The organism is Gordonia sp. SMJS1 (genome assembly GCF_029866425.1).
Lineage (GTDB): Bacteria > Actinomycetota > Actinomycetes > Mycobacteriales > Mycobacteriaceae > Gordonia > Gordonia hongkongensis.
On sequence record NZ_CP123383.1, the window covers coordinates 38,303 to 50,576 of the forward strand.

At 68.2% G+C, this 12,274-nt stretch carries 20 protein-coding genes; 2 read left to right on the top strand and 18 right to left on the bottom strand.

The genetic code is table 11. The annotated features are described in order from the left end of the window. Positions 1–33 precede the first annotated feature (33 nt). A complete protein-coding gene (locus QAD21_RS24880; protein WP_280362209.1) occupies positions 34–360 on the bottom strand; it encodes a hypothetical protein in 327 nt (108 codons plus the stop codon). A gap of 219 nt (positions 361–579) precedes the next feature. Here QAD21_RS24880 and QAD21_RS24885 point away from each other — a divergent pair, with 219 nt between their 5' ends. Beyond that, positions 580–786 carry a hypothetical protein gene (locus QAD21_RS24885; protein ID WP_044508856.1) on the top strand — a complete coding sequence of 69 codons (207 nt, stop codon included), beginning with the start codon at positions 580–582 and terminating at the stop codon, positions 784–786. A gap of 193 nt (positions 787–979) precedes the next feature. Here the strand turns inward: QAD21_RS24885 and QAD21_RS24890 are convergent, their stop codons facing one another. The 14 genes from QAD21_RS24890 to QAD21_RS24955 form a co-directional block, all read right to left on the bottom strand. Next, complete coding sequence (locus QAD21_RS24890; protein ID WP_280362211.1) at positions 980–1,408, bottom strand: WhiB family transcriptional regulator; 429 nt, start codon at positions 1,406–1,408, stop codon at positions 980–982. After that, positions 1,405–3,387 (bottom strand): ribonuclease catalytic domain-containing protein, encoded by a 1,983-nt coding sequence (locus tag QAD21_RS24895; protein ID WP_280362213.1) that lies wholly within the window; start codon positions 3,385–3,387, stop codon positions 1,405–1,407. The genes QAD21_RS24890 and QAD21_RS24895 overlap by 4 nt, the downstream gene beginning before the upstream one ends. 14 nt (positions 3,388–3,401) lie before the next feature. Beyond that, on the bottom strand, positions 3,402–3,959 hold the full coding sequence (locus QAD21_RS24900) for a MerR family transcriptional regulator (protein ID WP_280362214.1): 558 nt from the start codon (positions 3,957–3,959) through the stop codon (positions 3,402–3,404). Positions 3,960–4,088: 129 nt separating this feature from the next. Further along, positions 4,089–4,337 carry a hypothetical protein gene (locus QAD21_RS24905; protein ID WP_280362216.1) on the bottom strand — a complete coding sequence of 83 codons (249 nt, stop codon included), beginning with the start codon at positions 4,335–4,337 and terminating at the stop codon, positions 4,089–4,091. Next, positions 4,337–4,636 (bottom strand): hypothetical protein, encoded by a 300-nt coding sequence (locus QAD21_RS24910; RefSeq protein WP_280362218.1) that lies wholly within the window; start codon positions 4,634–4,636, stop codon positions 4,337–4,339. The genes QAD21_RS24905 and QAD21_RS24910 overlap by 1 nt, the downstream gene beginning before the upstream one ends. Continuing rightward, positions 4,633–5,121: a hypothetical protein gene (locus QAD21_RS24915; protein WP_280362220.1), complete on the bottom strand. Its 489-nt coding sequence runs from the start codon at positions 5,119–5,121 to the stop codon at positions 4,633–4,635. Before QAD21_RS24915 ends, QAD21_RS24910 begins: the two co-directional genes overlap by 4 nt. Before the next feature lie 19 nt (positions 5,122–5,140). Then, positions 5,141–5,884 (bottom strand): hypothetical protein, encoded by a 744-nt coding sequence (locus QAD21_RS24920; RefSeq protein ID WP_280362222.1) that lies wholly within the window; start codon positions 5,882–5,884, stop codon positions 5,141–5,143. Next, complete coding sequence (locus QAD21_RS24925) at positions 5,881–6,903, bottom strand: phage Gp37/Gp68 family protein (RefSeq protein WP_280362224.1); 1,023 nt, start codon at positions 6,901–6,903, stop codon at positions 5,881–5,883. Before QAD21_RS24925 ends, QAD21_RS24920 begins: the two co-directional genes overlap by 4 nt. Then, positions 6,900–7,118: a hypothetical protein gene (locus tag QAD21_RS24930; protein ID WP_280362225.1), complete on the bottom strand. Its 219-nt coding sequence runs from the start codon at positions 7,116–7,118 to the stop codon at positions 6,900–6,902. Before QAD21_RS24930 ends, QAD21_RS24925 begins: the two co-directional genes overlap by 4 nt. 2 nt (positions 7,119–7,120) lie before the next feature. Continuing rightward, entirely contained in the window at positions 7,121–7,516 is a 396-nt protein-coding gene (locus tag QAD21_RS24935; RefSeq protein WP_280362227.1) for a hypothetical protein, read from the bottom strand. A gap of 201 nt (positions 7,517–7,717) precedes the next feature. Continuing rightward, positions 7,718–8,002 carry a hypothetical protein gene (locus QAD21_RS24940; protein WP_280362229.1) on the bottom strand — a complete coding sequence of 95 codons (285 nt, stop codon included), beginning with the start codon at positions 8,000–8,002 and terminating at the stop codon, positions 7,718–7,720. Positions 8,003–8,042: 40 nt separating this feature from the next. Then, positions 8,043–8,876: a hypothetical protein gene (locus QAD21_RS24945; protein WP_280362231.1), complete on the bottom strand. Its 834-nt coding sequence runs from the start codon at positions 8,874–8,876 to the stop codon at positions 8,043–8,045. After that, complete coding sequence (locus QAD21_RS24950) at positions 8,873–9,496, bottom strand: hypothetical protein (protein WP_280362232.1); 624 nt, start codon at positions 9,494–9,496, stop codon at positions 8,873–8,875. Before QAD21_RS24950 ends, QAD21_RS24945 begins: the two co-directional genes overlap by 4 nt. A 27-nt stretch (positions 9,497–9,523) precedes the next feature. Continuing rightward, positions 9,524–9,898, bottom strand: coding sequence for a hypothetical protein (locus tag QAD21_RS24955; RefSeq protein ID WP_280362234.1), 375 nt, complete (start codon positions 9,896–9,898; stop codon positions 9,524–9,526). Between the two features lie 118 nt (positions 9,899–10,016). Here QAD21_RS24955 and QAD21_RS24960 point away from each other — a divergent pair, with 118 nt between their 5' ends. Continuing rightward, the gene (locus QAD21_RS24960) at positions 10,017–10,199 is read left to right on the top strand and encodes a helix-turn-helix domain-containing protein (RefSeq protein WP_280362236.1); all 183 of its coding nucleotides are present in this window, start codon (positions 10,017–10,019) and stop codon (positions 10,197–10,199) included. 38 nt (positions 10,200–10,237) lie between these two features. Here the strand turns inward: QAD21_RS24960 and QAD21_RS24965 are convergent, their stop codons facing one another. The 3 genes from QAD21_RS24965 to QAD21_RS24975 all read right to left on the bottom strand — a co-directional run bounded on the left by QAD21_RS24965 (position 10,238) and on the right by QAD21_RS24975 (position 12,218). Beyond that, complete coding sequence (locus tag QAD21_RS24965; protein WP_280362237.1) at positions 10,238–10,978, bottom strand: hypothetical protein; 741 nt, start codon at positions 10,976–10,978, stop codon at positions 10,238–10,240. A 25-nt stretch (positions 10,979–11,003) separates the two neighbouring features. Next, the gene (locus QAD21_RS24970) at positions 11,004–11,489 is read right to left on the bottom strand and encodes a hypothetical protein (protein ID WP_280362239.1); all 486 of its coding nucleotides are present in this window, start codon (positions 11,487–11,489) and stop codon (positions 11,004–11,006) included. A 213-nt stretch (positions 11,490–11,702) separates the two neighbouring features. Beyond that, entirely contained in the window at positions 11,703–12,218 is a 516-nt protein-coding gene (locus QAD21_RS24975) for a hypothetical protein (RefSeq protein WP_101822056.1), read from the bottom strand. Positions 12,219–12,274 lie beyond the last annotated feature (56 nt).

A 12,274-nucleotide genomic window follows, 5' to 3' on the forward strand; every position in this document is an offset into this window, starting at 1 on the left:
GGCGGTTGGATTCTGCCAGTTGATCGATCTCGGTCATAGCTGATCTTTCGATACGTGTTCGGCGGGGCGGATCGCCGCAGCGGCGACCGTGAGCGGGATCGAGGCGTGCGACTGCTCGTTGGCGCTGGCCACGCGTACCGAGACCACCGCGATCCATCGGCCGTCGTTGCTCTGGAGCCAGGCGTGCTGCCAACCCTGCATCCGCCGCTCCAGGCGCGCGCCGCCGGTGCGGACCCGCAGCGGCACCGTATTGGCCGGGGTGAACCCGCCGGCCATTCCCGCCGCGGTCATGTCGATCCACACCGGCCGCGGCGGATCGAACACCCGCAGCGTCCGCCGATCAGACCACTCCTCGAACACCCATTCGATCCTAGCTGTAGGATTGGAGGCGTGGGGCGCGGGACGTCCGGCGAGGAACGCGGACGGGAAGCCGCCGACCTGGCTGGCGGTCCGCGCCCCCTTTCGCTTCTCCGGCGTTGCAGTCCTTCCAGCAGCCGTGGTGTCGGTCTAGGCTGCGGACGCGGCGTCATCTCCCCGGGGGGCCGCAGACCTATTGTCGAGAACTCGCAAGGAGTAGTCATGGCTGGAATCGCGGACAAGTTCGACAAGGCATACGAGGACAAGTCGCTGGCAGAGCTGGCCGATGCGCCGGTGGCGGCGTTGCAGGGCGTCAGCGACGGCGACGCCGAAAAGCTCCAGGCGGCGTTCAACATCAAAACCGTCCGTGACCTGGGCACCAACAAGTTCTTCCTGTGGGCTCAGGCGGTCGCCAAGCTCGCCGAATGACCAGTGCCACCGGGTAGGAATACCGCGGGTGAGGTCACCGTTAAGGACTATGACGGTGGCGGGCTCATTGCCCCGGGCCTCACCCCTTTTCGCCGCTGCGAGCGGCCGTTCGCCGAGAGGCGCACTGACCGGCACCGTCCATCAACACACACTGAGGCCGTCCACCCCCCCACAGCAACCGGGGTGGGCGGCCTCAGTCGTCGACGCAGCGACCCCGCTCGGCGCGGCCGCTGTCGGGGTAAGCGACGGTGCGTAGCTGCTCGATTGCGTTCTCGCGGACAGGTTTCTGGCTGGCTGAGGCGGGTGGGGAGATGTAGATCCCGGCCCAGATGCCGGTGAGGTGGGCGGTGTCGTCGAGGGCGACGCGGGCGCATCCTTGTCGGATCGGGCAGCGCCGGCAGGCGACCATCTCGGCGTGCCCGACACCGTCGCGGGCGGTGGACAGCCGATCAGGAAACCAGGCGTCGGGGTCGCGGGTGCAGGCCGGGATGGCATCGGCGGGTAGGTGGCGGGCTGGGGACTCGACCAGCGCCCAGGTGGGGCCTTGGGTGGCCGCGCGCCGGTTGCGGCTCGGATACAGCGGCGCAGTGTGGATATCGCCGGGGATGACCGGTGTGCTCATGCCCCGCCATCGAGGTTGTGGGAAGCGGTGGCGGTCAACGCTGGTGGGTTGTCGAACAGGCCGATGACCGCGGCGTGGGCGGCAGCAGTCTTGGCCGCCTTGATACTCGACGCGGCGGCGGTGCCGCGGGCGGGCCCGGCGGCGAGGGTGACGGTGAACCTCCGCTCATGCGGTGGACCCTCCGGGCGGGTATCGACGTGCAGCTCGCCGGCGCCGATGGCGGGCACGAGGGTCGTCAACCATCCGACGGGGTTCTTCAACGCGTTCGCGCGGCGACGCGCGCGGCGGGTGTCGTCGCCGCCGCCGAGCGCGGCGTGCAGCGCGAACGCATCCCAGGTTCCCTCCCCCGGCCCGGAGAGCATCGAGGTCTCTGGCCCGGAGCGGGACTGGGTGTCCGCAGCGGGACCTGGCGCCGCTGACAGCACCGGCTTGGGTTCCGGCTCGGGTGCTGGTGGTGGTGTGGTGGGGTCCGCCGATGTCGTGTGGCCGCCGATGATGTCGAGCAGGTCCCACAGCGCGGCGTGCTCGGTGGCCTTCTTGACCGGCCCGATATGCCAGCGGGTAATCATGTCGTCGAGGTGGGCGCGGGTGGCGAACGTGCGTTGATGGGGCGGGCCTGCGATGTCGGTGTCCAGGGTGGGGGTGACGATCTGTCCGCCATCGATCTGCTGGAATGCCGAAATCGCCGACGGCGCCAGGTACGCGTGCTCGGCACGTAGTAGTGCAGTCAGGTTGGCGCGCAGTGTTTTCCAGTCGGGGTGATCGGTGGTGTAGAGCACCGCGAGGTGACCGGCGTGCAACCGCCCGGCCGTCGCGCGTTCGGCGAGTTCGGTGGCCACCGACTCCGGCGGTGCGGCCTGGGTACCCAGGCGCAGCACGCGCAGGAACTCGCGGTCGTTCATGTGCGACAGGTCGCCGGCGGCGATCGACGCTTGGTTCGCTCGGCGGGTGCGGGCTTTCTGCGCGGTCTCAGACTCGGCGTTACGTTCGACGGTGAGCGCGGCCAGGGACTCGGCGATTGTCGCCAGTTGCTCTGCGGTGTACGGCAACCCGGTGCCGTCGAGGTGGGCCAGGAGTTGGCGTTGGGTGACCAGGTCGGCGTAGCGGCGCAACGGCGAGGTGGCATGAGTGTAGGCCGGGACCTGCAACCCGATGTGCCCGCGGACGGTCGCGCCGTAGGTGGCTTTGGAGATCGCGGTGTTGAGCTGTCCTTGCAACGCTGCCAGTTCGGCGGTGGTGGTGACCGTGGACAGCGCGGCGGCCAGATCGGCGAGCCGGTCGACGTCAGCGGGCGCGACGGGGTTGCGCAGGTGGTTTCGGAACAGGATCGGTAGCTCGGCGTCGATGGCGTACTGCGCCACAACCGTATTCGCGGCGATCATCAACTCCTGGACGATCACATACGCCGCCGCGTTGTGCCCCTCGGGCAGTGCCAGCAGCCGGCCGTCTTCGCCCGAGACCAGCCCGCGGGTGAGGTCGTAGACCACGAACGCCCCTGCTGCGCGCCGCCGGCCGGTCAACACCTGCGCCAACTGCGTGGCCGCCGACAACTGAGCGTGGTGGGCGTGGTCCGGGTCGTTGAGGATCGAGGTGACCTGATCGTGGGTGATCGCCACACACGACCCGGCCGGCAACACTTCACGGTCGAGGCCGGCCAGGGTCACGTCGCCGGCGGCGGACACCCGCAGGCGGATGGCCAGGGCGTCCCGATCCTGGGTGGCCGACAGGGTCGCGGCGTGCTCGAGCTGCCCTCCGAGCATCGGCACCGTGCCTGTGGTCCGGTAGCGGGTTTCCACCCGCGTCGCGGCGGTGCGGTCTGCCGGTGATCCAGCCGGCACCAGATCGGCCACATTCGCTACGACCACTCCAACTTCCCACCCCGTGGTGGTGGGGGTGACGGTGAGCGCGTCATCACGATCCTGGGTCGTGGACGCGTCGATCATCAACGCGGACTGCGTCACCGGTCGATCAGCAGCCATCTGGGCGGGTGTCCTCAGGCGCTGCGGCGCGCACGTCGCTGCGCGAGGTCATCGGCGGCCGGCGCTTCGGTGGGGGTGGCGTCTTCGGCGGGGAACTGGTGAACGGCGCCGGCGAGGTCGGTCAGGGTGTGGCCGACGGCGATGGCGAACACGCCTTGCCCGCCGTGCAGCAGGTCGATGATCTCGGCATCGGAGGTGGCTTCGTAGACGGTGGTGCCGTCACTGATCAAGGTCGTTTGCGCGAGGTCGGTGGTGCCACGTGCGGCGAGGAACTCGACCGCGGTGCGGATGTTGCGCAACGAGATCCCCGCGTCGAGGAGTCGTTTGACGATCTTGAGAGCGAGGATGTCGCGGAAGCTGTAGAGGCGCTGCGACCCGGACCCGGCGGCGGCCTGCACGCTGGGTTCGACCAGTCCGGTGCGGGCCCAGTAGTCGAGCTGGCGGTAGGTGACGCCGACGATCTCCAGCACCGCCGGCACCCGGTAACCGGTCGTGGGGGTGTCGACCGAGGACGCGGTGAACAGTTCGGGGGCCAGCTCGTCGAACGAGCCCTGGCCTGCATCGTGTGCCATCGGCTGTGTCCCTTCGGTGTGGTGATCGTGGATCTCGGGTTGATGTCAGCGTATCGGGCCTCAGGCGGTCGCGGCGGCTCCGCGGGCTCAGTTGTCCGACCGCGTCCTGTTCGGCTGCCTGCGTCCCGTTCAGGGCGCGGGAGCGGCGTGGTGGGAGCGGAAGTGTGCAGCAAGGTCGGGGTTGGTGGTGGCCAGGAGTGCGCAGAACCGGTCGACGTCGACACCGTGGGTGTACGGGTGACCGAGGCTCATTGAGCCGGCGGCGTGGAAGGCGGCTTTAACCGCGGAGGACTCCCCGATCGCCAGGGCCTGGCCCCGGGCGTGTTCGACGCGGTCGACCAGCTCCACGAGGTCGTCGAGGTTCAACAGGTCACTCATCAGTCGGGTAGCTCCCCGACGTCGAAGAACCGCGGCCACTGGTAGAACCCGCCTGATGGGGAGGGCTCCCACGTGTAGGCCGGGGACAGTCGATAGGTCCACACCCGGTCCTGGTGGGTGATGTCGGCGTAGGTGACACCGTCGACGGTGCGCCGGCGGATGTGTCCGTCGTCGGTGCGCCACTTGGAGAACGCCGCCAACTGCGGCGGCGGCTCGTCGGCTTCCATCGTCAGCGGGAAGTCGGTGAACACGCCTTTCTCACACTCGTAGTGGCCGAGGTCGTGGACGGTGACGTTCATGGCGTCATCCTTCCCCGGGGCTGGGAGGTCGTGGTGCAGGCGGTGCACAGGCCGGTGTTGTCGTGGTAGGCGGTGTGCCAGGAACAGGGCCCGGTGAGGGTGTCGCACGCGGTGTGGTCGGTGCATCCACATTCTCGGCACAGTCGTGGGTAGGCCCACTCGATCCGAGTGATCTGCGTGGTTGGGGTGACCCCGGTGTGGGTGGTGCAGAAGAAGTCGACGAACTCAGCCGGGGTCATCTCCGGGAAACCCTCAGCGATCACATCGTCGCCGGTAATCGCGGCGAGAGGTTCGCGGCGTATCGAGACCACCTCGACGGTGATAATCCTTTCAAGCGGTTCGCCGTGGCGGCGGCCGCGGACCTTGGGGCACAAAGTGAGCAGGTCACCCGGGGCCAGCATCTGCCAGCCCGCACGTCGGGTGACGGTTTTGGTGCGGTTGCGCACTTGCTCGGTGGTCAACGCCACCGACATCAGGCGAGGCATCGTAGGACCTTCCGTTCGTTCAGAGTGTTTCGGCGAACAGATCGAGTTGTTGTCCTGCGTATCCGTCTGTGTGGCAGGCGCATTCGCAGGTGTAGTGGTCGGCGGGGCTGACGATGCGGGCTGAGGTGTTCTCGGTGTGCCGCGACCATCCTGGCCGGAAGGTGGCGACGTATCCGCGGGGACCGTGGCGCCGTCGGGAGGCGTCGTGGCGGACGCTGAGGTAGCTCGGCCGAGCGCGGCCGTGCCAGCAGCCCACGTGACCAGCCTCGGCGCAGTGCGGTGAGAGTGCCGGCGGTTGGGTGCAGGGCAGGGTGGTGAACCATTCGGCGTGGGCGGCGGCGAGTTCGGCCTGAGCGTGCAGGTCGATAGCTTCCAGCGCGATCGCGGTGAGGGCGGTCAGGTTGCGGCTGCGGGTGGCCCAGGCGTGGTGTGCGCGCTCGCGTAGCTCGGCGGGTAGCGCCTCGGCCCACCGGCGTAGACGCGTCAGGGTGATCGACACTTCGCGGTGCGGCGGCTCGAACCGCAGGCGTGAGGGTTGTCCGGCGTGGGGGCCGGTGGTGAAATGGTCGGTCACCTCGTAGTGCGCCCAGGTGCCGGTGAACCGTTGGCCGGTCACCTCGTAGTTGCGGCCGAACCCTCCCCCGCTTCTGCGTGACTCACGTAGCCGGCGGCACTCCTCGCCCGGGTTGGCGATGACCGGGGCGATGATGTGGACCCACTCCCGCAACAGGTCTCGTTCGTTGGCTGAGAGCCTGGCAGTCATCGAGTACTCCTGGCCGCTGCTGGTCGGGGGTGAAGGGCCGTGGGGTATTGGTCCCAGAGACGGCCGTCGAGTTCGCGGCCGGCGGCCTTCTTTCCGACACGGAAGGTGGTGTGCAGGTGCGCGCGGTTGTGCCCGGCGCGCAGCGCTTCGCCGTAGCGGGGTCCCTCGGGGTAGGCCAGATCCCCGGGGGCGTAGAGGGTGCCGTCGTCGGCGATCGTGTGGGCGTTGCGGTAGTCGGCTCGGCCGGCGGCGTCGAGGGGCGCTGCTGGTGACCACTGTCCATGTTGTTTGAACAGGAACGGCACCCCGGCGGCGACGCACTGGTCGCGCAGTCCGCGCGCCCAGTTCAGGTGCATCGGCCGCGCCCTCGGTCCGGACTCGCCGCCGACGATCACCCAGTCGAGGTGCGCGTGGTCGGCGTGCAGCGGGCAGGCACGATGATCCAAGCCTGTGCAGGCACAGAGGTTGATCCCGCCGAGAAGTGGTTCGGCACTGATGAATCTGACGGCGGCGGGGGTGTCGAGGAGCGCGGGGATGCGGATGCCGGCCCACTGGTGGTTCTCGGTCGAGACGCCGAGCCAGACGTTCGGCAGCGGCCATGCCGCGGTGGGAACGTCTGGATACTTGACGATCCCGATTCGTTCCCACAGCTCGGAGGAGAAGCCTGGGTCGGACAGCAGTGATCGCATCCGGCCGTGGCGCTTGGTGAGGACCTGGAAGGTGTGCCGGCGAGCCATCGCCATGACGGCGAACACGTCGATGATGTAGTCGTCCGGGACGTCGTGGTGAAACAGGTCGCTCATGCTGTTGACGAACACCATCCGGGGGCGTGCCCACCGCAGCGGCTGCTCGAGGCGTTCGGGTCGCAGGGTGACCTTGAATCCGTCGGGGTAGGCCGTGGTGCCGGCGAAGCGGTGGGCGATCGTCTCGGCATAGCAGTGATCACAGCCTGGTGAGACCTTGCTGCACCCGGACAACGGATTCCACGTCTCATCGGTCCATTCGATGGAGGTGCTCACCGGCGGACCCCGCCGGTAGGGGCGGCTGCCTGTGGATCGTCGTCACTGATCGCGGCGGCCGGGTTGATCGCGGTGTCGGCGTCGAAGCCAGACATGGTGCGGTCGTGGGCTTTTCCGCCCGGGCAGGTGGCCATGTGCAGACGTCGGCCGGTGTCGGGCAGGACACGGTCGACGAAGCATCGGTGGTCGCAGTAGCGGCAGTAGGCGCCGGGCACGGTCAGTCACTCTCCTTGAGGTGGGTGCCGAGGCTTGGGGTGGTCGGTTCCCAGGAGCCGGCGTCTTGGTAGTCGCTGTCGTCGAGGTCCCACCACTGGTTGGTGTGGGGGTCGAAGACGGTGTCGTGGCGGCAGTCCGGGCAGCGGTGCACGACCAGCTGGGCGTGAATGTGGCGGTCGCGGCCGATGGGGACGACGTGGGGGCCGTAGGCGATGGTGCGGGTGCCGTGACAGGTGAGCGGCCTGGTCGCCGAGCCGCAGTTGTCGCACCCCTGTGTGCGTGGTGGCGGACAGATGGTCAGCGCGGGCATCGGTTGCCAGGGTGACCAGTCGACCGGGTTGCCGTCCCAGCGTGGCGGTAAGTCGTGGGCGCGCAGGTTCAGGCTCAACTGGGTCACCGTCGATCACCTCCCCGCACTGTGTGGCTGTGGCGGCTCAGCTCGAGGTAGTAGGCGCAGTCGTCGCAGAAACCGGTGTCGGGGTCGAGGCAGCAGCGTTCACAGTGTCGGTCCTCGCGGTGGCAGTCACACTCACAGTCACAGTCGGCGGCCAGTTGAGTTGGCGCAGTGGCGGTCAGGGTCATGCTCATGGTGTCCTCCCTAGTCGTGAATAGGGATGTCGGTAGGGGTGTCTGCGTCGGTGTGGGGGTCAGGCCCGAATGCCAGCCAGAAGCCCAGTGCCACGGTGAGGACGCCGACGACAAAGGCGGTGACTGAGGCCCACACCGAATCCAACAGGGAGGCGCACATCGCTGTGATCAGGACCGCGATCGCCGAGACGGTGTAGCTGCCCACTCGGCCGCGTAGGCGCCAGATGTCGTGAAGGAACGCGATCTGGGCAACGACGGCAGTGAGCGCCGTGACTGCTAGGTAGATGTGGTCCATGAGTTCTGCTCCAGGGTGAGAGGGTGTGCGGCGCTGGTGGTTATCCGCGTGGGTGGTAGGTGAAGTCGGCCAGCGAGGGGTCGGCCATGTTGACGACACCGACGGGCGCCAGGTCGGGCAGGACGAGGGTGCCGGCGGTGGTGGTGAGCCGAATCTGGCTGGTGGCCCCGAGGCGGGCGACCTGGACAACGCGGGCGGCGCGCTCGGTGGTGATCGCCGCGGCGGCGGGCTCGTCGGTGGGCTGGGGCCACGGGTGGCCACCCACTGACGGTGCGGGTTTGATGATCCAGTCCCCGGCCAGCAGGTCACCGGCGCGGGAGGTCCAAGGCGCACCAGTCGTGGGTGTAGACCGGCGGCGGTGGCGGGCGCGGACCCGGTCGTGGGTGACGGCGCCGGCCACAGCGGCGGCACACAGGGCGGTCAGGGCGGGCACGATTGGTGCGACCGGCAGAAGCCCGACGAGGTATCCAACGACGACCAGTGCGGCGAAAGCTGCACCGAAACTGGCCACTTGCGCCGAGCGCGGATCAGCGTTGCGTTCGTGCACGGCGACGGTGCCGGTGGTGTGGTCGGTGCCCGGCGTTGCCGGGAGTGCGACTAGGCGGGTGTCGGGGCGTAGCTGCGCGGTTTTCGCGCCGGTGGTGAAGGTCTGGGTGGCGCCGAGGGTCATACGGGCTTCGTCGTCGAGCACGGGTGTGGCGTAGCCGCATTCGGCACAAATCCACATCGGGTGCCCGGCGGATTCGTGGGTGCCGGCGACCATCGGTTCGGGAGTGCGGTGACGCGGGCAGCTCACCGGGTGTGCTTGGGCGACGTTCCACCGCGACAGCTCAACGAAGGTCAGCGGGTAGGAGTCACCGGTCGGGGCGGTCACTGCACGGCCTCCTGTAGGTCGAGGACGAGTGTGGGCGCGACAGCGCCGGTCAGCAACAGCCGCGCGCCGTACAGGTGGCCGCGGATCGCGGCGTGGGTGGTGGCGCGGATCTGCTGGTTGATCGAGGCGGCGATGAGGTCGCGGACCTCGATGTCGGGCAGCCCGTCGACGCCGCCGTAGTTGCGGGGGTCGCAGTAGTTGAGGTGGCGGGCGACCGCGGCGTGCACGGCGCGCTGCTCTGCGTCGACGTCACGATTGGATGCCAGGACGCGCCGCTGGTGTTGGGCGATCAGCATGCGCAGCTCGGCCCGTGCGGTCGGCACGTACTCGAAGTCGTCTTCGCTGGGGTGCGTGTCGACATCGAGCTCGCAAGAATCAACCTCTCGCGCAGCGGTGGCCGCCAGGTGGCGGATCGCAGCGGCGAAAAGACCGCAGGGCGCGGGGATCTGGTTGACAGCGGCGATCTCGTCACAGGCCAGGGAGAACTCGATCGACTCGAATACCCGTGGGTTCAAGTGGCCGAGGACGGTGAAAGTGGTGCGCACAGCCGGGTGTTCGGCGAGCCGGGCCACCGTCCAGGTGGCCGGGTCGCCAGCGGGTTGTGCGGAGTGAGTGCTCATCTGCTCGTCCTCGAGGTGAGTGGTCGGTTATCCGGCGGTGCGGTAGCCGGTGTAGATCTCGGCGATGATGCGATCCAGGGCGACGCAGTCGTGTGGGGAGAGCGCGGCGAGGATGCCTGAGTCGGTGTGCGCGGTGAGAACTGCGGTCCCGATCACCGGCCGCTGCTTACCGACTCCGGCGGAGGCGATCTGGGTGGCCACATCGTTGTAGCCGAACCCACCGACAGCCACCGTCGCCAGGGGCTCAAACAGCGTCCACAGGTCCAGGTGGTCCGCGAGGTGCGTGAGGGTGAGCGGATTGAGCGGGCCGCCAACGACTTCGCGCAACGCCTGTTCTGGGTCACCCGCCGGGAGATCGACGTACTCGGCGTCACCGCGATCGGTCAGAACCAGTGCTTTCATCCCCTGCGGCCTCCGTTCCGTGCTGGACAACATCGCACTTGTGTATCGAACAGTACATGTATCGAACGGTGCATTCAAGGTGTGTGATGTCTCGTAAGGGACATGTACGATCTGATGCATGTCCGCCGATCTTGAGGACGCCGAACAGGCCTTGCGTGAGTGGAAGCGGACCGTGGACGCACGCGACCGCCTCATCCTCAATGCACTCGCAGCTGGCGTGACCATCAACCGGGTACACACCCTGACCGGGATCAGCCGCAGCACGATCTATCGGCTGCTGGAGTCGACGCACACGCAGTAACCCGAACACAGCGCTCGGCAAGGTCCGCTCCCCCGCGATCATGCTGAGTCCTTGCGAGGCGGGATGCAGAGACCTACGCCGGAGTGATGTGTGCGCGAATAGGTTTCACCGATGAGGTTTTCACTGATGTGCCACCGCACAGGACGACCGTTGCGGGGTTCGGTCGTGGCGGCGGCGGAGCGCCAGGCGGCGTGTTCGTCGGGGTGGGTGGTGACCTCGACACCGCCGTCGGAGCCGGTGATGACCAGAACCCAGACGGCGGTGCTCTGGCGGTCGCGGCCGAAGCGTGCGTTGGTGTCGACCACCCCTCCGGGGGTGGCGCCGAGGTGGTCAGCCGCCTCGACGACCCCCGCCGCGAGCCCGAGAGTGATCAGGCGGTTGACGAGTTGTTGTTCGGTGGCGCCCACCAGCTCGGCGAGATGGCCCAGGTCGGGCCAGCCCGCCGCCCAGGCGGCGCGGAGCTTCTGATCGGCGCGGTTATCCCACAGCGGAATTCCCTCACCGTGGCAGTAGGTGTGCACCGCGGCGCGGAACTGTTCAACGCTCAGACGTTTCGTTTTGCGCATCCCGGGCAGACCACCGCCGGCAAAGCAACTGCCGGCGGTGGTCAACTCGCGCGCTCGGGCGCGCACTGCGCGTAGCGACCGGCCGAGAGTGGCAGCCAGCTCCTCGTCGGAGACCTTTGTCGAGGATCCCCACAGGGCATGCCACATCGGGAGGTAGTCGGCCTCCCAGGTCCAGATGCCGTTGCTGCGGCTTCGCTCGTCCGGTGCACTCATGATGCGTCGTTCCTCGTTGAGGGGGTCAGGGAACGATCAGGTAGTACGACACCGGCTTGTGCGGGAAGGCGGTGCCAAAGCCCATGCCCTGCAACCCCGATCCGGTGCGCAGAACCTGGGTGACGGCTTTCCCTCCGCGCGGTCCGGCGACGATCGGCGCTGAGGGGCGCAGCGTGGCGGGGAAGGTCCAGTTCGCGCGGACGCGCATGGTGCACACCGGGTTGCGGTGCCATCCGGGGCCGTCTCCGGTGAATCGTCCGGGCCGGTAGGTGACGAACACGGTGCCAGGCTGGCGGGGATCAGTCTTGGCACTGACGCGAATGGGGCCGCGGCAGTTGTCGTGGTTGCCCACCGTCCAAATGTCGTCGCCGGCGATCGCCAGGCGCGGCGCTTCGGCCGGGCGCGCTGATGCGGTGCCGGCGCCGAGTCCCGCGGCCGCGGCGAGCACGCTCAGCAGCAGTGCGGCGGCCGCCAGTACGGGGCGGGTCAGGGGGCGTGTGGTGGTTCTCATGGTGTGCCTTTCCTCGGTAGGTGTTCTACTGGTGGGCTTGAACATTCGGCGTTGTCGTCGGGTGCGCGCACGGAGTCGGCGAGGTGGCCGGTGACGTAGTCGAGGCTTCCTGTCCATTCCATCCACCACTGCCCGTCGAGGTAGACCGTCGCCCGGTGCTGCACGCCCAGGCGGGGGTCGCGGTAGGTGGTCAGGGTGTGGGTGAACACAGGCTCAGGCGCAGTCGATGTGTGCCGACAGGTGGAATTGCTGGCCGGGTCCGTAGGGCGAGGTCCAGGTGTCGGGGACGATGGCGTGGGCGGCGATGTCGACCTGGTTGGGTTGGGACCAGTCGATTTGTGGTGTGGGGGTGGGGATCTTCGCCGCGTCGAGGTCGGCTTCGAGACCGCGGTCGGCGTTTTCCACGCGCATCTGCTGAGACCCGTGGGCCAGCAGGATCTTCCAGCCGTTGGTGTCGGTGATCTTGACTTTGAGTTGGTCGTCGCGGCCGGTGCAGGTCACCTCGAGGTCGTCGGGTGCGGGATGGGTGATCTCGTTCGGGTCGAGTTTCTGGCCCCAGCCGAGCACGATTGCGTCCAGATCGGCCTCGGCCGAGGGCACTGTCGACGGACTGATCGCCTTGGCGCTGCGGCTGTCTGGCGCGTCGTCGCCGCATCCAGCGACCAGCACCATCGCCGCGGCGGCCGCTGCTGTGATGATGGCGGCAGGTAGTCGCCTCTTGGTTGGCACGTCGTGGTCCTTTCGGTGGGCACACCCTCTGGGGTGTGCGGTCTTTCGTTTGGGGA